At 70.3% G+C, this 22,954-nt stretch carries 20 protein-coding genes; 13 read left to right on the top strand and 7 right to left on the bottom strand.

Annotated elements, in window-relative coordinates; genetic code table 11:
* Positions 1-14 precede the first annotated feature (14 nt).
* The gene (locus ABZ906_RS45755) at positions 15-1,001 is read right to left on the bottom strand and encodes a LacI family DNA-binding transcriptional regulator (protein ID WP_361183576.1); all 987 of its coding nucleotides are present in this window, start codon (positions 999-1,001) and stop codon (positions 15-17) included.
* A gap of 235 nt (positions 1,002-1,236) precedes the next feature.
* On the opposite strand from ABZ906_RS45755, the gene ABZ906_RS45750 reads away from it, so the two are divergent.
* Entirely contained in the window at positions 1,237-2,202 is a 966-nt protein-coding gene (locus ABZ906_RS45750; RefSeq protein ID WP_361183496.1) for an ROK family protein, read from the top strand.
* A gap of 93 nt (positions 2,203-2,295) precedes the next feature.
* On the opposite strand, the gene ABZ906_RS45745 is transcribed toward ABZ906_RS45750, so the two are convergent.
* Positions 2,296-4,380, bottom strand: coding sequence for an NPCBM/NEW2 domain-containing protein (locus ABZ906_RS45745; protein WP_361393233.1), 2,085 nt, complete (start codon positions 4,378-4,380; stop codon positions 2,296-2,298).
* Between the two features lie 268 nt (positions 4,381-4,648).
* On the opposite strand from ABZ906_RS45745, the gene ABZ906_RS45740 reads away from it, so the two are divergent.
* From ABZ906_RS45740 to ABZ906_RS45725, 4 genes are all read left to right on the top strand, one after another.
* Positions 4,649-5,917 carry an ABC transporter substrate-binding protein gene (locus tag ABZ906_RS45740; RefSeq protein WP_361393232.1) on the top strand — a complete coding sequence of 423 codons (1,269 nt, stop codon included), beginning with the start codon at positions 4,649-4,651 and terminating at the stop codon, positions 5,915-5,917.
* 22 nt (positions 5,918-5,939) lie between these two features.
* Entirely contained in the window at positions 5,940-6,854 is a 915-nt protein-coding gene (locus tag ABZ906_RS45735; RefSeq protein ID WP_361393230.1) for a sugar ABC transporter permease, read from the top strand.
* A complete protein-coding gene (locus tag ABZ906_RS45730; RefSeq protein ID WP_361393229.1) occupies positions 6,851-7,777 on the top strand; it encodes a carbohydrate ABC transporter permease in 927 nt (308 codons plus the stop codon). Before ABZ906_RS45735 ends, ABZ906_RS45730 begins: the two co-directional genes overlap by 4 nt.
* 261 nt (positions 7,778-8,038) lie before the next feature.
* A complete protein-coding gene (locus ABZ906_RS45725; RefSeq protein WP_361183488.1) occupies positions 8,039-8,272 on the top strand; it encodes a hypothetical protein in 234 nt (77 codons plus the stop codon).
* A gap of 472 nt (positions 8,273-8,744) precedes the next feature.
* Here the strand turns inward: ABZ906_RS45725 and ABZ906_RS45720 are convergent, their stop codons facing one another.
* Complete coding sequence (locus ABZ906_RS45720) at positions 8,745-9,122, bottom strand: STAS domain-containing protein (RefSeq protein ID WP_361183486.1); 378 nt, start codon at positions 9,120-9,122, stop codon at positions 8,745-8,747.
* Between the two features lie 303 nt (positions 9,123-9,425).
* On the opposite strand from ABZ906_RS45720, the gene ABZ906_RS45715 reads away from it, so the two are divergent.
* A complete protein-coding gene (locus ABZ906_RS45715; protein WP_361183485.1) occupies positions 9,426-10,469 on the top strand; it encodes an NUDIX domain-containing protein in 1,044 nt (347 codons plus the stop codon).
* 40 nt (positions 10,470-10,509) lie between these two features.
* Here ABZ906_RS45715 and ABZ906_RS45710 read toward each other — a convergent pair whose 3' ends face one another.
* On the bottom strand, positions 10,510-11,865 hold the full coding sequence (locus tag ABZ906_RS45710) for a dipeptidase (protein WP_361393228.1): 1,356 nt from the start codon (positions 11,863-11,865) through the stop codon (positions 10,510-10,512).
* A gap of 135 nt (positions 11,866-12,000) precedes the next feature.
* Between ABZ906_RS45710 and ABZ906_RS45705 the strand changes: the two genes are divergently transcribed.
* On the top strand, positions 12,001-13,212 hold the full coding sequence (locus ABZ906_RS45705; protein WP_361393226.1) for a geranylgeranyl reductase family protein: 1,212 nt from the start codon (positions 12,001-12,003) through the stop codon (positions 13,210-13,212).
* Positions 13,213-13,288: 76 nt separating this feature from the next.
* Here the strand turns inward: ABZ906_RS45705 and ABZ906_RS45700 are convergent, their stop codons facing one another.
* Positions 13,289-13,804 (bottom strand): nitroreductase family deazaflavin-dependent oxidoreductase, encoded by a 516-nt coding sequence (locus tag ABZ906_RS45700; protein ID WP_361393224.1) that lies wholly within the window; start codon positions 13,802-13,804, stop codon positions 13,289-13,291.
* 174 nt (positions 13,805-13,978) lie between these two features.
* Between ABZ906_RS45700 and ABZ906_RS45695 the strand changes: the two genes are divergently transcribed.
* From ABZ906_RS45695 to ABZ906_RS45685, 3 genes are all read left to right on the top strand, one after another.
* Complete coding sequence (locus ABZ906_RS45695; protein ID WP_361393222.1) at positions 13,979-14,677, top strand: TetR/AcrR family transcriptional regulator; 699 nt, start codon at positions 13,979-13,981, stop codon at positions 14,675-14,677.
* Positions 14,678-14,863: 186 nt separating this feature from the next.
* Positions 14,864-16,120: a sensor histidine kinase gene (locus ABZ906_RS45690; RefSeq protein WP_361393220.1), complete on the top strand. Its 1,257-nt coding sequence runs from the start codon at positions 14,864-14,866 to the stop codon at positions 16,118-16,120.
* Positions 16,117-16,782: a response regulator transcription factor gene (locus ABZ906_RS45685; protein WP_361183475.1), complete on the top strand. Its 666-nt coding sequence runs from the start codon at positions 16,117-16,119 to the stop codon at positions 16,780-16,782. The genes ABZ906_RS45690 and ABZ906_RS45685 overlap by 4 nt, the downstream gene beginning before the upstream one ends.
* A gap of 27 nt (positions 16,783-16,809) precedes the next feature.
* Here ABZ906_RS45685 and ABZ906_RS45680 read toward each other — a convergent pair whose 3' ends face one another.
* On the bottom strand, positions 16,810-18,297 hold the full coding sequence (locus ABZ906_RS45680; RefSeq protein ID WP_361393218.1) for an MFS transporter: 1,488 nt from the start codon (positions 18,295-18,297) through the stop codon (positions 16,810-16,812).
* 88 nt (positions 18,298-18,385) lie between these two features.
* Here ABZ906_RS45680 and ABZ906_RS45675 point away from each other — a divergent pair, with 88 nt between their 5' ends.
* Positions 18,386-18,790 (top strand): MarR family transcriptional regulator, encoded by a 405-nt coding sequence (locus ABZ906_RS45675; protein WP_361393216.1) that lies wholly within the window; start codon positions 18,386-18,388, stop codon positions 18,788-18,790.
* A gap of 78 nt (positions 18,791-18,868) precedes the next feature.
* Here the strand turns inward: ABZ906_RS45675 and ABZ906_RS45670 are convergent, their stop codons facing one another.
* Positions 18,869-19,597, bottom strand: coding sequence for a maleylpyruvate isomerase family mycothiol-dependent enzyme (locus ABZ906_RS45670; RefSeq protein WP_361183471.1), 729 nt, complete (start codon positions 19,595-19,597; stop codon positions 18,869-18,871).
* Positions 19,598-20,040: 443 nt separating this feature from the next.
* On the opposite strand from ABZ906_RS45670, the gene ABZ906_RS45665 reads away from it, so the two are divergent.
* On the top strand, positions 20,041-20,757 hold the full coding sequence (locus ABZ906_RS45665) for a hypothetical protein (protein ID WP_361393214.1): 717 nt from the start codon (positions 20,041-20,043) through the stop codon (positions 20,755-20,757).
* A 615-nt stretch (positions 20,758-21,372) separates the two neighbouring features.
* A complete protein-coding gene (locus ABZ906_RS45660) occupies positions 21,373-22,854 on the top strand; it encodes a sugar transferase (protein WP_361183468.1) in 1,482 nt (493 codons plus the stop codon).
* Positions 22,855-22,954 lie beyond the last annotated feature (100 nt).

Here is a 22,954-nt window from a genome sequence, read left to right as displayed (position 1 = left end):
CGCCCCGTCAACCGTCAGCCCGCGGGCGGCAGTTCGCCCGACCCGCGCTCGATGAGGCGCGTCGGGAGTTCGATCCGCTCCGGCGCGTCGGACGCGCCGTCGAGCTGCCGGAACAGGCGCTCGGCGGCGGTCCTGCCGAGCTGGGCGGCGTCCTGCGCGACGACCGTCACGCCCGGCTGCAGCAGGTCCGCGAGTTCGATGTCGTCGAAGCCGACGAAGGCCACGGGGCGCGGGAGCCCGGCGAGGACACGGACGACCGTCACCGTCACGCGGTTGTTGCCCGCGAAGATCGCCGTGACGGGGTCCGGGCCGCCCAGCATCGTCTTGGTGGCCTGCTCGACACGGTCCGGATCGGTCGCGCCCAGCGACATCCACTCCTCGTCGACGGCGATTCCGGCGTCCTCCATGGCCGCGCGGTAGCCGCGCAGCCGCTCTATGGCGGTGTGGATGCGCGGCTGGTCGCCGATGAAGCCGATACGGCGGTGGCCGTGGGCGATGAGATGGGCGACGCCGTCGCGCGCTCCGCCGAAGCTGTCGGAGAGCACCACATCGGCGTCGATCTTCCCGGCGGGACGGTCGACGAAGACGGTGGCGACACCGGCGGCGATCTCCGGCTCCAGATAGCGGTGGTCGTCACCGGCCGGGATGACGACCAGGCCGTCGACCCGGCGTGCGCACAGCGCGAGCACCAACTCCTGCTCGCGGTCCGGGTCCTCGGCGCTCGAACCGTTGATGAGGAGCGCGCCGTGGGCGCGGGCCACCTCCTCCACGGCGCGGCTGAGCGGGCCGTAGAAGGGGTCGGCGAGGTCTTCGAGGACCAGGCCGATGCTGGCGGTGCGGCCCTTGCGCAGGACCCGCGCGCTGTCGTTGCGGCGGAAGCCCAGGGCGTCGATGGCCTCCTGCACGCGGCGCTCGGTGTCCGGGGTGACGCCCGGCTCGCCGTTCACCACGCGGGAGACCGTCTTGAGGCCGACTCCGGCGCGCGCGGCGACGTCCTTCATGGTCGGACGATTGCCGTAGCGGGGTTCGGGTCGCTCGGGTCGGCTGGCGGTCTCGGCCACGGTGCGCTGTCCTGTCGTCGACGTAGGTGAGCTGAAAGTGGTGCGTAAGTGATGTGGCGTCGAGCATAGAACCTGGACAACGTTGTCAGATGCAAGAGAGACTGTCCATCGCATTCTCCGGCCTGCCCTTTCACCAAAAGGTCGGCCTGCCCTTTCACCAGGAGATCTGACACTGATGCACACGGACCTCGTCGCCGCACTCGACATCGGCGGCACCAAGATCGCCGGCGCGCTGGTGGACGGCCGCGGCCGGATCCTGTTGCGCGCCCAGCGGCCCACGCCGGCGCGTGAGGACGGCGACACCGTGATGCGGGCGGTCGAAGAGGTCATAGGCGAGCTCACGCGCGCCCCGCTGTGGGGCAGGGCGCGGGCGGTCGGCATCGGCAGCGCGGGTCCCGTGGACGCGTCGGCGGGGACGGTCAGCCCGGTCAACGTCCCCGGCTGGCGCGGCTATCCGCTGGTCGAGCGGGTGCGCGCGGCCACCGGCGGCCTTCCGGTCGAGCTCGTCGGGGACGGCGTCGCGATGACGGCAGCCGAGCACTGGCAGGGCGCGGCGCGCGGGCACGACAACGCGCTGTGCATGGTGGTGTCCACCGGGGTCGGCGGCGGCCTGATCCTCGGGGGCAAGCTGCACCCCGGCCCCACCGGTAACGCGGGGCACATCGGGCACATCAGCGTCGACCTGGACGGCGACGCCTGCCCGTGCGGCGCGCGCGGGTGCGTGGAGCGCATAGCGAGCGGGCCGAACATCGCGCGGCGCGCGGTGGAGGGCGGATGGCGGCCGGGGGCCGACGGCGACACGTCCGCCGCCGCGGTGGCCCTCGCGGCGCGCGCCGGTGACCCGGTCGCCGTCGCCTCCTTCGAACGGGCGGCACAGGCACTCGCCGCCGGAATCGCGGCCACGGCGACCCTCGTCGAGATCGACATCGCGGTGATCGGGGGCGGGGTGGCGAAGGCGGGCGACGTGCTCTTCGACCCGCTGCGCCGCTCCCTGAAGGACTACGCCACGCTCTCGTTCGTACGCGACCTGACCGTGGCCCCGGCGCTGATGGGGACGGACGCGGGCCTGGTCGGGGCCGCGGCGGCCGCACTGAGCCAGGAGGACAGGACGGTGGCCCTGCGGCCGGTGGTGGGGAGCTGATCGCTTCGGGTATACGCCGGGGGAGTTGCCGCTCTTGACTGCGGTCCGGGCTGAAGTACCCCTGCCCGGACCGCAGTTGATGACCCGTGATGATCAGCAGCTGAGCACCGGCTCCGCCCAGTCCGCGTGGTCGGAGTCCCTGCCGTCGCCGCCGTCCGTGACGACGAGGCGTACGACCTGCGCCCCGGACACGTCGGCCGTAAGGCTCCGCGCGGCGTCGGCGTTGGTCAGGACGCCGGTCGACGCGGCCTTCTTGCCGTCCGCCCAGATCTCGAAGGTGACCGTGCCCTTGGCGCCCTTCTCGTCGTCGACGCCCACCCGTGCGGCGACCTTCTCGCAGGACCCGCCGGTGTAGTACTCGACGGCGCTCGCCGCGTGCACCCCGAGCCCCTTGGCGTAGACCGCCCCGCCGATGGTGAGCGGCTTGCCGTCGCCCGCCGCCTCCTCGCCGTTGCTGGTGTCCTTCTCGACAGGCCCCCAGCCGTTGACGGTCGACATCCACGGCAGGTCACTGACCGCCGAGTCGCCCGCGGGCGGCGCCACGACCACGTGGGCCGTCAGCGGGAGCACGCTCTGGGCGCGGGCGCCGCCGGGGGAGCGGTAGGTGGTCTTGAGCGTCAGGTCGTATGCCCCCGGCGCCGCACCCCGCGGTGCGGTCACCGTCCACGACGTGCTCAGCGACTTGCCCGTACGCAGGGAGTTCGCGGTCGCGGGAGAGGTCGCCCTGATCCGCCAGCCGGAGGGACCGCTGAAGGCGGCGGACACCTTCTGCGCGGAGGTGCGGCCGAGGTTGGTGACCTGCGACGTCAGCTTCTTCGCCTGGCCCGCCTCCACCAACGGGTCACCGCCGAGGCCCAGTTCGACCGCCGGCGGGTTCTTGCCCCAGGTGCCGTCCGCCGCGACGCGCAGCAGTACGGTGCCGTGCGCGGGGACGGTCGCCGCGATCCGGCCCGCCGTGTTGTAGCTCTTGTGCTGCCACAGATCCCGCAGCGCGTAGCCGTCGGCGTCCGGGAGCCCCACGGCCCCGGCGGTGGTGGCGATCGACTGGGCGGTGTTCGTCTCGTTGAAGAGGGCGACCGTCCGGCTGCCGTCCCGCATCTCCTTGGCGACGACCCAGCGCCCGCCCTCCGAGGACAGCACCGTGCCCTGCTTGCCCAGCGGATCCTGGTCGACGGCGATGACTTCCTTGTTGCCGATGATCTCGAAGGTCTCGGGCGTGGCCTTGCGCAGGTCGGAGCCGATGAGCAGCGGCGAGGCCATGACGGACCACATCGAGAAGTGCGTGCGGTACTCGGTGTCCGTCATGCCGCCGTTGCCGACCTCCAGCATGTCCGGGTCGTTCCAGCGGCCCGGCCCCGCGTGCTCGGCGAGCGGCAGGTTCTGCTTCATGATCGACAGCATCGAGCTCCAGTTGTCGCTGATGTCGCCGGTGGTGCGCCACAGATGGCCTACGTCGGCCGCCCACTCCCAGGGTTTGTTCTCGCCCCATTCGCAGAGGCTGTAGACGATGGGGCGGCCGGTGGCCTTCAGCGCGTCGCGCATCGCGATGTACCGCTGCTTGGCGTCGACACCCTGGTTGTTGCAGTTGTCGTACTTGAGGTAGTCGACGCCCCAGTCGGCGAACTGCCGTGCGTCGCTGACCTCATGGCCGAGTGCGCCGGGGAATCCGATGTCGCTGCAGGTCTTGGTGCCGGCGCTGGTGTAGATGCCGAGCTTCAGGCCCTTGCCGTGCACATAGTCGGCAACTCCCCTGATGCCGTTGGGGAATCGCTTGGGGTCGGGCACGAGCTTGCCGTCGGCGTTCCGCTCGGGCAGGGCCCAGCAGTCGTCGAGATTGACGTACTGGTAGCCGGCGTCCTTGAGGCCCTTCTCGACGAAGAGGTCCGCGATTCCCTTGACCATCGATTCGTCGAACTCGGCCCTGCAGTGGGTGGAGTTCCAGTTGTTGAAGCCCATGGGCGGGGTGCGGGCGAGATCGCCGGGGAGCTTCGCCTTCGCGGCGGAGGTCCCTTCGGCCGCGCTCCGGTCACGCGAGTCGCTCGCGCCGCCCGTATCACTCGCGCCGCCCGTGTCGCGTGCCGTCGCCGCCGGGGCGGCGAGCCCTGCCGCGCACAGCAGTACGGCGGCGAGCGATCCGACGACTCTTCGACGCGTGGTGAGGGCTGGGATGTGACGCATCGTTACATTCCTCCGTACTCGCAGAAGTTGTGGGGCTGCATGTACGTGTCAGAAGTGCGCGCTTACGTTAGGCCGTGTTGGACTCTGTTGGAAGAGGGGCCGTAACGGTTCGAGCATGCGAACGCCAAACCCCTTGACTGGCACGGCACTTGGGAGTGGGATCGCAACCCTCGCGTTCGGTTGTGTTCGGTTGCACCCCGAGGAGGGGGACATGGCACAGTCATCGTTCATGGGTCCTGCCACGCCTCGAAGCATGTCAGGACATCGGATGTCGCGGCGGAATGTCCTGCGTGGTGCGGCCGCGGGAGCCGGTGCGGTCACCCTTCCGGCCCTGCTCACGGCCTGCGGCGACGGCCCGGGCGGCAACAAGGACGAAGTCACGATGGGCTCCAATTCCTCGGACGCGGTCCCGAAGAAGGCGTTCGCCACCGCCTTCGACGCCTACGAGAAGAAGTCCGGGAAGACCGTCAAGGTCAACACGACAGAGCACAACGAGTTCCAGCAGAACATCACGCGCTATCTGCAGGGCACCCCTGACGACGTCTTCATGTGGTTCGCGGGATACCGCATGCAGTACTTCGCGGAGAAGGGCCTGCTGATCGAGATCAGCGACGTGTGGAAGGAATTCAAGGGCTTCTCGGACGCGCTGCGGGAACAGTCCACGCACGAGGGCAAGCAGTACTTCGTGCCGTATTACTACTACCCGTGGGCCGTTTTCCACCGCAAGAGCCTCTTCGAGAAACAGGGCTATGAGCAGGCCAGAACGTGGGACCAGTTCATCGCGCTCGCCAAGAAGATGCGCAAGGACGGCATCCCGGTCGCCTTCTGCGACAAGGACGGCTGGCCCGCGATGGGCACCTTCGACTACATCAACATGCGCCTCAACGGATACGAGTTCCACAAGAGCCTGATGGCCGGCGAGGAAGCCTGGACCGACAACAAGGTCAAGAAGGTCTTCGACCTGTGGCGCGAACTCATGCCCTACTACCAGAAGGGCGCGCTCGGCCGTACCTGGGAAGAGGCGGGCCAGGGGTTGCAGAAGCGCAAGACCAGCATGGCCGTCCTCGGCATGCCGCACCCCGGCCAGCAGTTCCCGGCGGACGAACGAGACGACATCGACTTCTTCGCCTTCCCCGAGATCGACCCGGCGCACGGGCAGGACGCCGTGGAGGCGCCGATCGACGGATTCCTGGTGGCGAAGAAGTCGAAGAACCTCGACGGCGCCAAGGAACTCCTGAAGTGGCTCGGAACACCGAAGGCCGAGGACATCTACCTGGCCGGCGACCCCAACAACGTCGCGGTCAACGACGGCGCGGACACCAGCAAGTACAGCCCGCTCCAGAAGAAATCGGCCGAACTCGTCTCCGGGGCGAAGCAGATATCGCAGTTCCTCGACCGCGACACCCGCCCCGACTTCGCGCAGACCGTCATGATCAAGGCGCTGCAGGACTTCATCGACAATCCCGACGACGTCGACGGCCTGGTCAACAGCATCGAGCGCCAGAAGAAGGACATCTTCTCGTCGGACGTCGGCTGAGGACCGGGGGGGACAGCGTTCCGTGCCGCAGAAAAGCGCGCGGCGCGCCGGACGGCGGGGACCACGGCGTTTCACACGCCGTGACATCGCCGTGCTCGGCGTGCTGCTGGGAATTCCCGTACTCCTCGACGTCTTCGTCATCTGGGGCCCGACCCTGGCCTCCGTCGGCCTGTCCTTCACCTCCTGGGACGGCATCGGCGACCTCACATGGGTGGGCGGAAAGAACTACGAGAGCCTGGTCGACAATTACCCGGCTTTCTGGCCCGCCGTCCGCCACAACCTGCTGTGGATCGCGTTCCTGGGCCTGGTGGCCACGCCGTTCGGCCTTCTCCTCGCGGTCGTCATCGACCGGGGCGTCCGCTTCAGCCGCTTCTACCAGTCCGTGCTCTACATGCCGGTGGTGCTCTCGCTCGCCGTGGTCGGCTTCATGGCCCAGCTGATCCTCGGTACCGACCAGGGCGTGGTCAACACCATCCTGAACAACCAGGACGACCCGATCGACTGGCTCGGGAATTCCGACATCAACATCTGGATGATGATGCTGGCCGCGAGCTGGCGCCACACCGGCTACGTCATGATCCTCTATCTGGCCGGACTGAAATCCGTAGACCCGGCCCTGAAAGAGGCCGCGGAGATAGACGGCGCGAACGCCCGCCAGACCTTCTTCCGCGTCGTCTTCCCCACCCTGCGACCGGTGAATGTCATCGTCGGCGTCATCACGGTCATCGAGGCGCTGCGCGCCTTCGACATCGTCTACGCGGTCAACAAGGGCCGCAATGGCCTTGAACTGCTCTCCGTGCTCATCACCGACAACATCATCGGCGAGGCGAGCCGCATCGGATTCGGCTCCGCCATCGCGGTCGTACTCCTGACCGTATCGCTCGGATTCATCGTGACGTTCCTGGTCCAAGAGCTGCGAGGTGCGCGCGAGAGATGACCGCCGACATCCGCGCCACGCCGCGCTCCGCCACCCCCGCACCGCCCGGCGGAAAACCCGCGGGCCGCACCCGCCGCCCCGGCCGATTCGGCGTGCACATCTTCCTGACGGCGGTGACCCTGGCCTTCCTCGCGCCGCTTCTCCTCGCGGTCTACGCCTCACTGCGCCCGTACGAGGAAACGGCGCAGCACGGCTATTTCTCGTTCCCCGAGCGTCTGTCGTTCGACTACTACCGCCAGGCCTACAGCGATTCCGGCATGGGCAAGTACTTCACCAACACCCTGCTCATCGCGGTGCCCGCGGTCCTCGTCACGCTGTTCCTGGCGGCGTTCGTGGCCTTCGCGGTGTCCCGTCTGCGGATCCGCGGGGGAATGGTCCTGCTGATGCTCTTCACGGCGGGAAACCTGCTGCCGCCGCAGGTGCTCGTGACCCCCCTCTACGTCCTCTTCCTGAAGATTCCCCTGCCGTGGTGGATGTCCGACTCGCTGACCCTGTACGACTCGTACTGGGCGATCATCATCGTCAACGTGGGCTTCCAGGTCGGATTCTGTGTCTTCGTGCTCGCCAATTTCATGCGGACGCTGCCGCAGGAAATCCTGGAGGCGGCGATCGTGGACGGCGCCGGCGTATGGACCCAGTTCTGGCGCATCACCCTCCCGCTGTGCCGCCCCGCCCTCGCGGCCCTGGGCACGCTGGAATTCACCTGGATCTACAACGACTTCCTCTGGGCCCTCATCTTCATCTCCGACCCCGACAAACTCCCGATCACCTCATCCCTGAACAACCTGCGCGGCCAGTTCTTCACGGACTACAACCTCCTGGCCGCGGGTTCGGTCCTGGTGGCGCTGCCCACGGTCCTGGTCTTCCTGCTCCTGCAACGGCACTTCATCGCGGGCCTGACGCTGGGGTCGGGCAAGGGGTGAAAGCCGCCGCCCCGCAGGCCGGGTTCGCGTGTGCACCAAGAGGTTTGTAGAGCGTGCGTTCGAAGTGAGGCAAGTCGGCAATCATCGACCGGGAGGTGCATCCAAACCGGCCCGTGGCGCGGAATCGTCTAGTGCAAGGTCGGTTCCACCGACCGCCCCCCGGGCCGCCGCTGGCGTCGGGCGCCCGAGCACCCCGTCGCCAGTGGCTTGCCGGTGACACGGACCGGGGGGGCATGGCCTACGCCGCGAAAGGGCGTCGACGTGGACGAGCCTACGAACCCACCACCCCGCGCCGTAAGGCCTCCGCTCGTCGCGGCTCGCGTCCGCCTCTCGCCGGTCCAGGAGGCCTACGGCGCGTGGGCCCGCCACCAACTCTCCTGCAGCGTCTGCCGGAACGTGGACGCCGGCCCGTGTCAGACCGTGGGGCTGCTGCGCCGGCAGTGGGACGCGCTGGCGGGCGCCGCGGTCCGGCGCGTGGCCGACGGGTCGGCTTGACCGCTCACGTCGGCCGGGACGCCGGAGAGATGCGGGAGGCCGTCTCCTGATCGGGCGGCGGCCGTCCGCATGACCCGTTCCGTGTCACGGGCTGTCGTATCCCGCTGTGACCGGCGGAATTGAGATTGTCGGGCGTGGCCACCGACAATCCCCGGCAGACGGAGCACTTGGCATGAAAGCCCCGAAATACGTGCGTGACATTCCCGGCCTGTGCTGGGACGAGAGGCCCGGTGACGTCCTTCACTGCACCCGTGAGCAGAACCATGCCGGCGATCACTTCCACGCCTACACCCGGACCAGGTGGAGCAACCGGACGGTGAAACCTTGTCCCGGGCGTCGCAGGGCGTGAATGGTTCACACGGGGTGTGAACGGAATGCATATATGCATCCGGCGCGCACACTCCCGGCGGCGACACGCGCGGGGCAGGCTCATGATGCTGCCCGGACCCCGCAGCACCAAGCGCCACCCCGCTCAGTCGTCTTCCAGCGCCATGTCCAGCGTCGCGACGGGCAACAGCGTGGGAGTGAGGCCCGTGAGACGCAGGATGCGGAGCGTCAGACGGTGGGTGCAGACCACGGAGAGGCGGGCGCCTCGTGCCGTCGTACGGCGGTGTGCGCGCACCAGCAGGGCGAGGCCGGAGCAGTCGAAGAACGTGGTCCGGGTCAGATCGATGACCACGGTCGTCGCGGTGCCGCCGGTGATGGGGTCGATGAGCGGAGTCAGCCGCTGGTAGGCCAACAAGTCCACCTCGCCGTGCAGTTCGACGACGACGGCGCCGTTGTGGCCGTACACGCGCGGCTGCTGGTCGGAGTCTTCGAAGGCGAAATCGTTCAGTGCGTCGAGCTGCACGTGTCCCCCCAGTGTCGACGTCGGCCGGATCCTCGCGGCAGCGGGGTGCGTCGGGAGAGCCGGATTCAGGAGGTCACCAGGGGCTGGGGCGCCTGGCGGATCACGCTAGCGGGGTCGGGCGGGCCCTGGAGTGAGGGAACGATTCATGCAGGGTGACTGCCACCCGATGGGGTGAAGTGACAGCGAATCGCTTGACACTATGGCGCGCCTTTTGGTCCTGATAATGACCGCCTCATCAGGCCCTGGTTTCCGTGGCAGGGTGTTGCGGGCAAGCCACAGGGGGCCGACGGAAGAGGGGGAACCGTGATCGTCTGGATCAACGGTGCGTTCGGTGCGGGCAAGACCAGCGCTGCACGGGAACTGATCGAACTGATCCCGAACAGCACACTCTTCGACCCCGAGATCATCGGCGGCGGACTGCCCGACCTGCTGCCGCCCAAGCATCTCGCCGAGGTGAGCGACTACCAGGATCTGCCGATCTGGCGGCGGCTCGTCGTGGACACCGCGGCGGCCCTGCTCGCCGAGCTGGGCGGCGTCCTGGTGGTGCCCATGACCCTGCTGCGGCAGGACTACCGCGACGAGATCTTCGGCGGCCTCGCCTCGCGCAGAATCGCCGTACGCCATGTGGTCCTGGCCCCGGACGAAACGATCCTGCGCGAGCGAATATCCGCCCGCCCCCTCCCGGACCTGCCGGACGGGGACCTGCGCGTGCGGCAGTGGTCGTTCGACCACATCGAGCCGTACCGCGTCGCGCTCGCGGACTGGCTCGGCGGCGACGCGCACCGTATCGACACCGGAGCGCTCACCCCCTGCCAGACCGCCGAACGCATCGCAGAGGCCGTACGCACCGGGGAGGCCACCGTCTGCGACATCGTGCAGACCCCCGAGCCCACCGCGGAGACCCTCGCGGCCGGTGTGCTGCTCTTCGACGAGCGGGGCCGGGTGCTGCTCGTCGACCCTACGTACAAAGCCGGCTGGGAGTTCCCCGGCGGCGTCGTCGAACCCGGAGAGGCACCCGCGCGCGCGGGCATGCGGGAAGTGGCCGAGGAGACCGGCATCCAACTCACCGACACCCCCCGGCTCCTGGTCGCCGACTGGGAGCCACCGGCGCCGCCCGGCTACGGAGGGATGCGGTTCCTCTTCGACGGCGGGAGCCTCGACGCCGACCGGGCCCGGCAGATGCTCCTGCCCGGACCCGAACTCCGTGACTGCCGCTTCGTCACCGAGGAGGAGGCGGCCACCCTGCTGCCCCCCGTGCGCTACGAACGGCTGCGCTGGGCCCTGCGCGCGCGGGAGAGCGGGATCGCCCTGTACCTGGAGGCGGGAGTCCCTGTCGGCTCCCGGTGACCGGCGGGGGCGCCGTCCGGCCCCCCGCCCGCCCGGCGGCTCAGCTCGCCGCGTACTTCTGGAGGAACAGCGCCTCCGCGACCGAGAGGCGCTCGAGCTCCTGCGGCGACACGCTCTCGTCCACCGCGTGGATCTGCGCCTCGGGCTCGCTCAGGCCGATCAGCAGGATCTCGGCACGGGGGTAGAGCGCGGCGAGGGTGTTGCACAGCGGGATCGAGCCGCCCTGCCCCGCGTACTGCATCTCCTCGCCGGGGTAGGCCTCGCCCATCGCCGCCGCCATGGCCGCGTACGCCGGGCTCGTGGTGTCCGCGCGGAACGGCTGGCCCTGCCCGATCTGCTCGGTGGTCACCTGCGCGCCCCACGGGGTGTGCGCCTCCAGGTGCGCCTGGAGCAGCTTGGTGGCCTCGGCCGCGTCCACGCCCGGCGGCACCCGCAGGCTGATCAGCGCCCGCGCGCCCGCCTGCACGGACGGCGTCGCGCCGACCACCGGCGGGCAGTCGATGCCGAGCACCGTGACCGCGGGACGGGCCCAGATGCGGTCGGCGACCGTGCCGCTGCCGACCAGGCGCACACCCTCAAGGACCTTGGCGTCCCTGCGGAAGTCGTCCTCTTCGTACTGAAGCCCGTCCCACACCTCGTCGCCGGTGAGTCCGTCGACCGTCGTCGAGCCGTCCTCGGCGCGCAGCGAGTCGAGGACCCGCACCAGGGCGGCGAGCGCGTCCGGGGCCGCGCCGCCGAACTGCCCCGAGTGCAGATTGCCCGCAAGGGTGTCGATACGGACGCGCAGGAGAGTCATGCCGCGCAGGGTGGCGGTGACCGTCGGCAGGCCGACGCGGAAGTTGCCCGCGTCGCCGATGACGATCGTGTCGGCCGTGAGGAGGTCGGGGTGCTCCTCGGCGTACCGCTCCAGGCCGCCCGTGCCCTGCTCCTCGGAACCCTCGGCGATCACCTTGACGGTCACCGGGACGCCGCCGTTCGCCTTCAGGGCGCGCAGCGCGAGCAGATGCATCAGGACGCCGCCCTTGCAGTCGGCGCTGCCGCGGCCGTACCAGCGGCCGTCGCGCTCCGTCAGCTCGAACGGCGGGGTGGTCCACGCCTCCTCGTCCAGCGGCGGCTGCACGTCGTAGTGGGCGTAGAGCAGCACGGTGGGAGCGCCCTCGGGGCCCGGAAGCAGGCCGTACACCGACTGGGTGCCGTCCGGGGTGTCGAGCAGGGCCACGTCCTGGAAACCCTCGGCGCGCAGCGCGTCCGCCACCCAGTTCGCGGCGGCCTCGCTCTCGCTCCGGGGGAACTGGTCGAAGTCCGCCACCGACTTGAAGGCCACCAGTTCGGTGAGCTCCGCCTTCGCCTTCGGCATGAGTGAGGCGACGGTCTCGGCGATCGGATCCGGCGACATGGGCACGCTCCTCGCAGGTGCGACGTTGTACGTATGTGGGTGATGTGATCCTCCCACAGGAGGGTGCCCGAGGTGCCCGCCGTAGGATGCCTTGGAAAGCGCGGCCAACAGCGGGATCGGGAGCGGTAGACCAACGTGAGCAGCGAGAACTCAGCGGACTCGGCGGACGACGCGCAGTACGTGTGGGACGTCGTCGTGGTGGGAGCAGGGCCCGCGGGGGCGTCCGCGGCCTATGCGGCGGCCGTCGCGGGACGCAGTGTCCTCGTCCTGGAGAAAGCGGAACTGCCCCGGTACAAAACGTGCGGCGGCGGCATCATCGGCCCCTCGCGCGACGCGCTCCCGCCGGGGTTCGAGCTGCCCTTCAGGGACCGTGTGCACGCGGTGACGTTCTCCCTGGACGGCAAGTTCTCCCGCACCCGCCGCTCGAAGCAGATGCTCTTCGGGCTCATCAACCGCCCCGAGTTCGACCAGCAACTGGTGGAGCACGCGCAGAAGGCGGGCGCCGAGGTGCGCACGGGTGTCACCGTCGCGCGCGTGGAGCAGCACGGCTCCGCGGTGCCCGACCGGCGCACGGTCGCCGTGGTCCTCCAGGGCGGCGAGACGGTCCTCGCCCGCGCGGTCGTCGGGGCCGACGGAAGCGCGAGCCGCATAGGGGCGCACGTCGGCGTGAAGCTCGACCAGGTGGACCTCGGGCTTGAGGCCGAGATCCCGGTGCCGCAGAGCGTCGCCGAGGACTGGGCGGGCCGCGTGCTTATCGACTGGGGCCCCATGCCGGGCAGTTACGGCTGGGTGTTCCCCAAGGGCGACACCCTCACCGTCGGCGTCATCTCCGCCCGCGGCGAAGGCTCGGCCACCAAGCGGTACTTGGAGGACTTCATCGCCCGCCTCGGCCTCGCGGGCTTCGAGCCGAGCATCTCCTCCGGCCATCTCACGCGCTGCCGCAGCGACGACTCGCCGCTCTCGCGCGGCCGGGTCGTGGTGTGCGGTGACGCGGCGGGGCTCCTCGAGCCGTGGACCCGCGAGGGCATCTCCTTCGCGCTGCGCTCGGGGCGGCTCGCGGGGGAGTGGGCCGTCCGGATCGGCGAGGCGCACGACGCCGTCGACGCCCGCCGCCAGGCCCTGAACTACGCCTTCGCCGTCAAGGCGGGCCTCGGCGTCGAGATGAGCGTCGGCAAGCGCATGCTCGCCGTCTTCGAGCGCCGTCCCGGCACGCTGCACGCGGCGATCACCGGGTTCAGGCCCGCGTGGAACGCGTTCGCGAGGATCACCCGCGGTTCGACGACGCTGGGCGAGCTGGTGCGGAGCCACCCGCTGGCGGGGCGGGCGCTGAGCGCGTTCGACCGGTAGTCCGGTCGGTGGTTCCGGTTCCGCCAGGCGTTCCGCCAGTGGTTGCCGCCGGTGGCTCCGCAGGTTCCGGGCGGCGTCACTTGGTGACGGTGACGCGGAAGACGGGGTGGTCGCACGCGGCCGCCTCGATCTCCGCGTCTGTGGACTTGGCGGTGACGCCCTTGAAGTACTGGTTGACCTCCCAGCCCCACTTCTCCAGGTAGCCGCGCAGCAACGGCAGCTTCTCGGCGTCCGGGACCTCCTCGACCGTGAACGGGCGGACCTTCCGCCCGACCCGCAGCTCGCCGCCGCCCGCCACCCGCATGTTGCGCACCCACTGCGAGTGCCCGCGGGCCGAGATCAGGTACTGAGCACCTTCGTACGTGAACGGGTTGACCGGCACGCGCTGCATCTGGCCGCTCTTGCGCCCCCGTACGGAGAGCTCGGCGGACCCGGCGAGGCTGATGCCGCGCCGCGCCAGCCAGCCGACGAGGCTGTTGAACCGCAGGGCCACGGGGCCGGCCTCGAGGTAGTGGGGAGCGGGGGCCGGGGCGTCGGACAGGGAGGACGTCGAGGATGTCGAGGACGTCGAGGACAACGAGGACGCAGACATGGTGACCGCCAAAGTCGTAAGGGTTTCCGAGAGCACTGCTCTCGCTTAAGAGCAGTGTGCACGAGAGCGGTGCCCCATTTCAAGAGCAGTGCTCTCGAAAATGTGCGGCGCTCTCTATTTGGTTCCCCGATCTCGTTTCGGCGCACTGCTCCGAACCCGTGGCACACTGCCTGCATGAGCAGTGCCACCAGCGGGGCCAGGGCCCGCGCCCGAGTCGAAGTCACCGCCGCCATCAAGGACGAGGCCCGCAGACAGCTGGCCGCCGACGGCGCCGCCAAGCTCTCGCTGCGCGCCGTCGCCCGCGAGCTCGGCATGGTCTCCTCCGCCCTCTACCGCTACTTCCCCAGCCGCGACGACCTCCTGACCGCGCTCATCATCGACGCCTATGACTCCCTCGGCGCCGCCGCCGAGGAAGCGCACGCCGAGGTCGCGTCGGCCGAACCCGTGCGGCGCTGGACGGTCGCCTGCGAGGCGGTACGGACCTGGGCGCTGGGCCACCCCCACGAGTACGCCCTCATCTACGGCTCGCCCGTGCCCGGCTACAGCGCGCCCGAGAGCACGATCCAGGCCGCCGCCCGCGTCGGGCTGCTGCTCGTCGGGATCGTGCGCGACGCCCATCGGGGGCGCGGAGTCGCCGTGCAACCGCTGCCCAAGGAGCTGCGTTCCGAGGCCGAGCGGCTCACCGCGGACGTTGCCCCCGATCTGCCGCCCGCCGTGAACATGGCGCTGGTCGCGGCGTGGGGCCAGCTCTTCGGGCTCGTGGGCTTCGAGGTGTTCGGCCAGTTCAACCGCGTCGTCGAGGACCGCCCGGCGTTCTTCTCGTACGCGGCCACCCAACTCGCCCACAGCGTCGGGCTGTTGGAGCAGAACTAGAAGCAGAACTGGAAGCAGAACTGGAGGCGGAACGGTGACAGGCGCCGGAAGAAGCGGACGCCGCGAAAGCGACCCGCCCGCTCAGGCCGCGGGCGGCGCGTCCTCGCGCGTACTCCCGGGGGAGTACGCGTGATCGCCACGCCGGGCTGACGCCCGCCGCCCGTCCCGCGGTCTAGCGTTGCCGTCATGGACGAGCAGCGCGAACACGGGCGCGGCGGTCCGTCCCTTCCTTGGGGCGGGCCGCCGATGTGGCGGCACGGCCCGCCGTGGTGGCATCAGCGCCACCAGGAGGGCGACGTCAGCAGGCTGCCGTGGCTGACGACGCTGGCGATCACCGTGTTCGTGCAGATCGGCTCGAAGTACGCGGCAGAGGGCCAGCTCGACCGGGTGGACCTGAACATCCCGGCGCGGCTGCTGCTGCTCGCCGGGACGCTCTCGCTCCTGCTGCGGCACCGCCACCCGGTCCCGGTCGCCTACTTCACGGCCGGGACCACGCTGGTCTATCTCGGCGCCGGGTTCGCGTACGGCCCGGTCCTGATCACCGTCGCCGTCGGCTGCTTCGCCGCGGTCGTCGCGGGGCACCGGCGTGCGGCGTGGGGCGCCGTCGCGATGCTGTGGGCGGGGCATCTGCTGGTCGCGCACTGGCTCTTCCGGTGGCTGCCGCCGGACGGCGACAACGCGCGGACCTGGGGCGAGGAAACCGTCGTCGCCGTCTGGGTCGTCGCCATCGTCGCCGTGTCCGAACTGGCCCGCGTACGCCGGGAGCAGTGGATGAAGGAGCGCGCCGAGCGCGCGCGGGCCGCCGAGCGGCGGGCCGACGAGGAGCGCCTGCGCATGGCGCGCGAACTGCACGACGTCCTCGCGCACAGCATCTCCGTGATCAACGTCCAGGCGGGCGTCGGCCTCGCGCTGCTCGACTCCGACCCCGAACAGGCCCGCACCGCCCTGACCACCATCAAGGCTGCCAGCAAGGAGGCACTGGGGGAGGTCCGCCAGGTCCTTGACACCCTCCGCACGCCCGGTGACGCGCCGCGCGCCCCGGCCCCCGGGCTCGACCGGCTGCCCGAGCTCGTACAGCAGGCCGCCAGTGCGGGACTCACCGTCGACGTCGACACACAGGGGTCCGGCGGAAGACTGGCGCCCGGCGTCGACCTCGCCGCATTCCGCATCGTCCAGGAGGCCCTGACCAACGTCGTACGGCACTCCGGCTCGCGGCACGCGCGCGTGCTCGTACGGTACGAGGCGGCGGCGCTCACCCTGCGGGTGGACGACGACGGCCCCGCCACCGGCGCCGACGCGGGCGGCAGCGGCAACGGCCTCGCCGGGATGCGGGAGCGCGCCGCCGCCCTCAATGGCACGATCGAGGCGGGATCGCGCCCGGACGGGGGATTCCGCGTCACCGCCGTACTGCCCACCCGCACGGCACCCCGGGAGGACCAGTGATCCGCGTACTGCTCGCCGACGACCAGTCGCTGGTCAGGGCCGGTTTCAAGGCGCTGCTCGACGCCCAGCCGGACATCGGGGTCGCCGGGGAGGCGGCGGACGGCGAGGAGGCGGTGCGCAGGGTGCGTGAACTGCGCCCCGACGTGGTCCTCATGGACATCCGCATGCCGCTGCTCGACGGGCTCGCCGCGACCCGCACGATCACCGGCGAACCCGATCTGAACGACGTGAAGGTCGTCATGCTGACCACCTTCGAACTGGACGAGTACGTCTTCGAGGCGATCCGCTCCGGGGCCTCGGGCTTCCTCGTCAAGGACACCGAGCCCGACGAACTGCTGCGCGCCGTCCGCGCGGTGGTCCACGGCGACGCGCTGCTCTCGCCCGGTGTGACGCGGCGCCTCATCGCCGAGTTCGCGGCCCGCTCCAAGGAGCCCGCGGGCCCCGAGCCGCTCGGTGAACTCACCGAGCGGGAGCGGGAGGTCATGGCGCTCGTCGGCATCGGCCTGTCGAACGAGGAGATCGCCCGCCGCCTGGTCGTCAGCCCGCTGACCGCCAAGACCCACGTCAGCCGGACCATGGTGAAGCTCGGGGCCCGCGACCGCGCCCAACTCGTCGTCCTCGCCTACGAGTCGGGGCTTGTCCGCCCCGGCTGGCTCGGCTGACGCTCCCGCCGGGTCGCGCACCGCACCTCAGTCGCGGACGGCCACCCGCTCCTCGTCGGCCTCTCGTCGTACGGACTTCACCACCAGGATCGTCTCCTGCGTACGACGTGTCCGCAGCCCGGTGAGGGTGATCAGGAGTCCGGCGACCGCGATCGCCGTGACCACGATCAGGCCGGGGCGGTAGCTGTCGAGCACGGCCTGCGGCGAGGCGTCGCCGCCGTGCGACGACGCGGTGATGACGGCCGTGACGACGGCGAGGAAGATCGCGCCGCCCACCTGGATCGAGGTGTTCAAGAGGCCCGACACCATGCCCTGCTCGTCGTCGTCCACGCCGTTGGTGGCCTGGATGTTGAGCGAGGGGAAGACCAGGGCGCACGCGAAGCCGAGCAGGATCATGGACGGCAGGACCATGGAGGCGTACGACGGGGTGAGGCTGACGCGCAGGAACAGCGCGTACGAGGCGACGAGCAGGACGAAGCCCGCCACGATGACCCGCGGCGTGCCGAACCGGTCGATCACCGAGCCGACCTTCGTGGACGAGAGGGCGACAAGCGCGCCCGCGGGCAGGAAGGCGAGCGCGGTCTCCAGGGCCGACCAGCCGAGCAGCGTCTGGAAGTACTGCGTGGCGAGGAACTGGAAGGAGACATAGCCTCCGAAGAACGTCATCGCGCCGATCTGAGCCCGGAGTTGGGGCCCCGAGCGCAGGACGCCGAGGCGGATCAGCGGGCTCGCGGTGCGCAGTTCGATGCGTACGAAGACGGCGAGCAGCACGGCCGCGGCGAGGAACGACAGGAGGGTGCGGGCCGAGGCCCAGCCGGCCTCCGGTGCCTCGACGACGGTGAACACGAGCAGCAGCATCGCGGCCGTGCCGGTGACGGCGCCCGGCACGTCGTATCCGCCGGTGTTCTTCTCGCGGGCGCTGCGCGGGATCAGCTTGAGTCCGGCGATCAGCGCGATGACGGCGATGGGCGCGGGCAGCAGCATCGTCAGGCGCCAGCTGGCCTCGGTGAGCAGACCGGACAGGACGAGGCCCATCGAGAAGCCGGTGGCGGCGCAGGTGGTGTAGATGGTGAGCGCGCGGTTGCGGAGGGGGCCCTCGGCGAACGTCGTGGTGATGATGGACAGGCCCGCGGGCGCGGTGAACGCGGCGCTCAGCCCCTTGATGAAGCGGCTGGCGATGAGCAGCGGGCCGGAGACCACGAAGCCGCCGAGCAGCGAGGCGAGGGCGAAGACGCCGAGCGCGATCAGGAAGACCCGGCGCCGCCCGAGCAGATCGGCCGCCCGGCCGCCCAGGAGCAGCAGGCCGCCGTAGCCGAGGATGTAGCCGCTGACGACCCATTGCAGGGTCGAGGTGGAGAGGTTCAGTTCGGAGCCGATGGAGGGCAGGGCGACGCCGACCATCGACACGTCGAGTGCGTCGAGGAACATCGCGGCGCAGAGCACCAGGAGAGTGCCCCACAGGCGCGGGGACCAGCGCTCCGGGGACGCGGAGACAGCTGTGAGCGGAGAAGTCATGCGGAGCACAGTACATGCATGTGCATTGAGTGCAGGTGCATTTAATTCCAGTGCAACAAAGGTGCATTCTCTGCTAACGTGCGATGTCATGGCGGCGAAGACGGCCGAGCAAGGGCTCGTGGACCAATGGCGCGACATCCTCGCGGTGCACGCGCGCACCCTGTGCGAACTCGACGGCGCCCTGCGTGAGCACGGCCTCGGCGCGAGCGACTTCGAGGTGCTCGACGTGCTGTCCGAGGGCGCCGCGGCGGACGGCGACTGCGCCTATCGCGTGCAGGACATCGCGGGCCGGGTGCACCTGAGCCAGAGCGCGCTGTCCCGCCTCATCGGCCGCCTGGAGAAGGACGGCCTGGTGGAGCGCGCCATGTGCAGCGAGGACCGGCGCGGGGTGCGGGTGGTGCTCACCGACAAGGGGGGTCGCCTGCACGCGCAGGTGCGGCCGATCCAGCGCGCGGTGCTCGAACGGATGCTGGGGCGGACGACCTCCGCGTAGCCGGCAGGCTCAGCCCACCGGCGTACGGCTCACACCTCCGACGTCCGGCAGGCTCACACCTCCGACGTCCCGCCGGGCTCACACCCCCGACGTCTCGCTCCAGAGCGTGCTCAGCGCGGTGTCGCCGGTGACGTGCGGGAGCGGACCCCGGTTCCACAGCGCGAGATAGAGGTGCTCCGCTGGGCCCGACAGCTCGCACTCCGCCGGGCCGTCGTCGCCCCGCTCCGTGACGGGCGGCTCCTGCGAGAGGCGCACGGTCCACACGGCGTCCGCGTCCGTCGCCCGCACACGAAGCACCCGGGGCTCCCGGGTGCGCACCCTGCTGCGCGAGCGCGCGTGGAACCCGCGCAGCAGCTCGTCGATCCCGTCCGCCGCGAACTCCGTGCCGATCGGCGACGGGTCGCCCCCGCGCGCGGACTCGGCGTCCACGCGGTGGACCGCCGTCTCGTTCGCCTGCCGCCGCGCCCAGAACGCCAGCGGGGACGGCGCGGGCAGGAACGCCCAGCACTCCACGTCGGTCGCGGCGGCACGCAGTGTCGACACCAGGTCGCCGTGCGCCTGCCGGTACCAGTCGATCAGGGCGGCGCCGTCCAGGTCCGGGGGATCGCCGATGGGGCGCGGCGCCGTGTGTCCCTCGGCGACGAAAGCCGCGGCCCACTGGTGCACCGCTCCCGTGTGCCGCAGCAGGTCGCGCACGGTCCAGTCGGGGCAGGTGACCACTTTGCCGCCGGTCCCGGCCGCCTGCGCGGCACGGGCCAGCAACTGGCCTTCGGCGTCGAGAACTTCCAGGTGCTCGGCAATCTCCATGGGGGGATTGTGCCGGACGGAGCGCGCGCGACGGTGGCCGCCCACGGAGACCGTGCCTCCCCCTTGGGCCGAATGCCGCCGCAAGCTCCGGCCGCGGGACGCGGACGCGCCCGCGCCCGAGTCCCGCGGCCGGTGCCACCCGTTCTGTTCCGGCCAGTAAACTGCGCGCGCTCAGAGGCGACGCACAAGGCAGAGGAGTAGCGGTGGCACACGGGGGACATCAGGGCTGGGGACCGGGCAACGGCGCGCCGCGGCCAGGCGGGGGCCCGGATCCGTACGGTCCGCCGCCGAGTCCGTACGGTCCGCCGCCGAGTCCGTATGTGCCGCCGCCGCCGCACCCCGCCCCGCCGCCGCACCCGTTCCCTTATCCGCAACCGCAACCGCCGAGGCCCGCCCGGCGGCGTTCCGGTTGTGCGCTCTTCTTCGTCTCGCCGCTCATCCCGGTGATCCGATCCGCCCGCCGCCGCGCCGAGGCGATCTTCAACCAGCCGGGTGCGGGCCGCGTCGAGGACCGGATCGTGACGCGGGTGCAGCTGTGGCGCGCGATCGCCGGCGCGATCGCGAGCCTCGGTCTGATCTACGCCTACGGCGCGGACGACGGCTGGAGCGGCGTCGCCAACGACGGCGTCGTGAAGGTGATCCTCGCCCCGCTGCTGCTCATCTTCACCGGGCCGCTGGTCGTTCTCGGCTTCATCCGCTACGCGCCCGCCTCGCAACGGCGCCTGCTCCGCTCCCGGTTGCGCGCGCCGCTCAAGGCCGTGGGCTGGTACATCGGCATCCTGGTGGGCGTCGGACTCGTACTGGCGGGCAGTGCCGTTCTCCTGAAACAGAACTACGGCACGCTCCTGAACGGCCTTGTGGCGCTCGTGTTGCTCATCGGCCTCGTCTGGCTCCTTCCGTTCCTCTTCTTCGCCTCCGCCTACGCCGCCCGTTACGCCTTCAACACATCCAACGTGCACGCCGCTCTCCCGGCCGCGCTCACCGTCGTACTCGTCTGGGAGCTGATGCTCTGCAGCCTGGCGCTCGACGGAGGGCTGCCGCACGGGCCGCCGGCCGCACAGTGGTGCGCGGTCCTCGGCGGCCCGGTGTCCGTGACCGCGGTCGCCCTGTGGGAACTGCACCGGATGCGCACCCGCCACGGCGTCCGCATCCGTCCCTGAGAGGGATGCCAACAAGGGGTCAAATTCAGCCCAGTTGAGAGTTCCGGAACGGCTCGCGGTTGCTGGTGTCGTCAGCTGGGACAACTCCCGTCACCCCAGGTCACGGGGCATGCTCTCTCCGTCAAGGCGTTCGTCGGCCGTCATCCGCAAGTGGATCCAGTCTCAAAGGTTGAACACGAATTCCACACACCCCCTCTACAGACCGATCCCGATGGTCTAAATTGACCGTGCTTCAGCTGTTCCAGCATGAAGCGACCAACAATGATCAATACGTTCGGCGCTACAGACAGGCGGCAATCGCGTCCCCGGTGTCAGGCACAGGGGTGATCAACTTCGGGTCCGGGAACGGGCCTTGGGTGCGGGGAGTGCCCGGGGCTTCGACCGGTTCCGGGGCACCTCGAACCTCCGGCAGGTCACGCGAATCTGCTTCCCGTCGGGGTGAGTTGTGCCCGTAGCGGCGAACAGGCCGGGATTTGCCATGCGCGGGAGGCGGGGGCCTCCCGAGGGGGAAGAACGGCGCGACGCGGGAGGCGGGGGCCTCCCGTAGGGGGTTGAACAGCGCGGCGCGGGGGGCGGGGGGTCTCCCGAGGGAACTTGCGACCTGTGGGGGGTCCTGTGCAGCAGGGGGAATTAGTCGACCCGTTTCCGTCGGCGCCTCATGGGCGCCTGACGAACGGGACCATCAGCCGACCGGCGAGCGACTGGGAACAGCGGTACCGACGTACCGTGATCACCAGCGACACGGTCGTCACCGCCTTCGTGGTGGCGTCCATCGGGATCTTCTTCGGAGCCCGGGACGCGGCCAACTGGCACGAAAAGTGGGGAATCCTCGCCTTCGGCACCGAACTCCTGGTGCTGGCGGCGCTCGCGGTGAGCCGGGCCTGGGCCCCGGCGGTACTCGGCCAGGGCGCCGAGGAGTTCCGCCGGCTCGGACGCTCGCTGTTCACGGCGGTCGTCGTACTGGCGCTCGGCGGAATCGCCCTCACCTCGCGCAACATCAAACTCTGGATCTTCGTCGCGGTGCCCGCGATCGCGCTTCTCACCATGACCGCGCGGTATCTGCTGCGCCTGTGGTTGCACAAACAGCGCAAGGAAGGGCGGTGCCTGCGCCCGGTGCTCGCCGCCGGGAGCCTGGCCACCGTCAGCGACCTGATCACCCGCACCCGCAAGTTCCCGCACCTGGGCTGGCAGGTGGACGCGGTATGCACGACGGACGGTCGCGGCCTCGACGGTGACCAACTGGACGGAGTGCCGGTCGTCGGTCAGCTGACGGACGTCGCCAACCACGTGCGCCGCGACGGCTACCGCGTCGTCGCGGTCACCCCGGACCCGCACTGGTCACCGGACCGCCTCCAGCGCCTGGCCTGGAACCTCGAAGGCAGCGACGCCGAGATGGTCGTGGCCCCGGTGCTCATGGAGGTGGCGGGACCTCGGCTGCACGTCGACGCGGTGCTCGGGATTCCGCTCCTGCGGGTCAGCATGCCTGCCTTCACCGGGGGCCGCCGGGTGGTCAAAGGGGTCGTCGACCGCCTTGGCGCGGCGATCCTGCTGATGCTGTTCGCGCCGCTGATGGTGCTCGTCGGCCTGCTCGTCCTTGCGGAGAGCCGGGGCGGGGCGCTCTACCGCCAGCGCAGAGTCGGCAAGGACGGCCACGAGTTCACCATATTCAAGTTCCGCACGATGGTGGTCGGAGCCGACGCGGCACGCGCCCAGCTCGCCCACCGCAACGAAGGCGCGGGGCTGCTGTTCAAGCTGCGCAGGGACCCGCGGGTGACCCGGGTGGGAGCAGTGCTCCGCCGGTACTCGATCGACGAGCTCCCGCAGCTCTTCAACGTACTCACCGGCTCGATGTCGCTCGTCGGCCCCCGGCCTCCGCTGCCGGAGGAGTCCGCCGCCTACGGCCCGGACATCCGGCGGCGGTTGCTGGTCAAGCCGGGTCTGACCGGCCTGTGGCAGATCAGCGGACGCAGCGACCTGCCGTGGGAGGAGGCGGTGCGGCTCGACCTGCGGTACGTGGAGGACTGGTCGCTCGCCCTGGACACGGTGATCTTGTGGAAGACGCTGCGTGCGGTGCTTTACGGCCAGGGGGCCTACTGATGCAAGGGGGGCGTCGCCCGATCGACCACTTCTTCGTGTCGACGACGCACCACTGGCTGCTGTTCTTCACGAACAAGGGCCGCGTCTACCGCGCGAAGGC

It is taken from the genome of Streptomyces sp. NPDC046925, assembly GCF_040644915.1.
Lineage (GTDB): Bacteria > Actinomycetota > Actinomycetes > Streptomycetales > Streptomycetaceae > Streptomyces.
The sequence above is the reverse complement of the archived record's forward strand: the minus strand, read 5'-3'. Positions and strand labels throughout refer to the sequence as shown.

What these genes read in the sequence shown, in the direction of transcription:
- ABZ906_RS45740 (WP_361393232.1), top strand. Translation starts at nt 4,649, where the DNA reads ATGTCGCGGCGGAATGTCCTGCGTGGTGCGGCCGCGGGAGCCGGTGCG.
- ABZ906_RS45690 (WP_361393220.1), top strand. Translation starts at nt 14,864, where the DNA reads ATGGACGAGCAGCGCGAACACGGGCGCGGCGGTCCGTCCCTTCCTTGG.
- ABZ906_RS45745 (WP_361393233.1), bottom strand. Translation starts at nt 4,380, where the DNA reads ATGCGTCACATCCCAGCCCTCACCACGCGTCGAAGAGTCGTCGGATCG.
- ABZ906_RS45730 (WP_361393229.1), top strand. Translation starts at nt 6,851, where the DNA reads ATGACCGCCGACATCCGCGCCACGCCGCGCTCCGCCACCCCCGCACCG.
- ABZ906_RS45755 (WP_361183576.1), bottom strand. Translation starts at nt 1,001, where the DNA reads ATGAAGGACGTCGCCGCGCGCGCCGGAGTCGGCCTCAAGACGGTCTCC.
- ABZ906_RS45670 (WP_361183471.1), bottom strand. Translation starts at nt 19,597, where the DNA reads ATGGAGATTGCCGAGCACCTGGAAGTTCTCGACGCCGAAGGCCAGTTG.
- ABZ906_RS45710 (WP_361393228.1), bottom strand. Translation starts at nt 11,865, where the DNA reads ATGTCGCCGGATCCGATCGCCGAGACCGTCGCCTCACTCATGCCGAAG.
- ABZ906_RS45750 (WP_361183496.1), top strand. Translation starts at nt 1,237, where the DNA reads ATGCACACGGACCTCGTCGCCGCACTCGACATCGGCGGCACCAAGATC.
- ABZ906_RS45695 (WP_361393222.1), top strand. Translation starts at nt 13,979, where the DNA reads ATGAGCAGTGCCACCAGCGGGGCCAGGGCCCGCGCCCGAGTCGAAGTC.
- ABZ906_RS45675 (WP_361393216.1), top strand. Translation starts at nt 18,386, where the DNA reads ATGGCGGCGAAGACGGCCGAGCAAGGGCTCGTGGACCAATGGCGCGAC.
- ABZ906_RS45680 (WP_361393218.1), bottom strand. Translation starts at nt 18,297, where the DNA reads ATGACTTCTCCGCTCACAGCTGTCTCCGCGTCCCCGGAGCGCTGGTCC.
- ABZ906_RS45700 (WP_361393224.1), bottom strand. Translation starts at nt 13,804, where the DNA reads ATGTCTGCGTCCTCGTTGTCCTCGACGTCCTCGACATCCTCGACGTCC.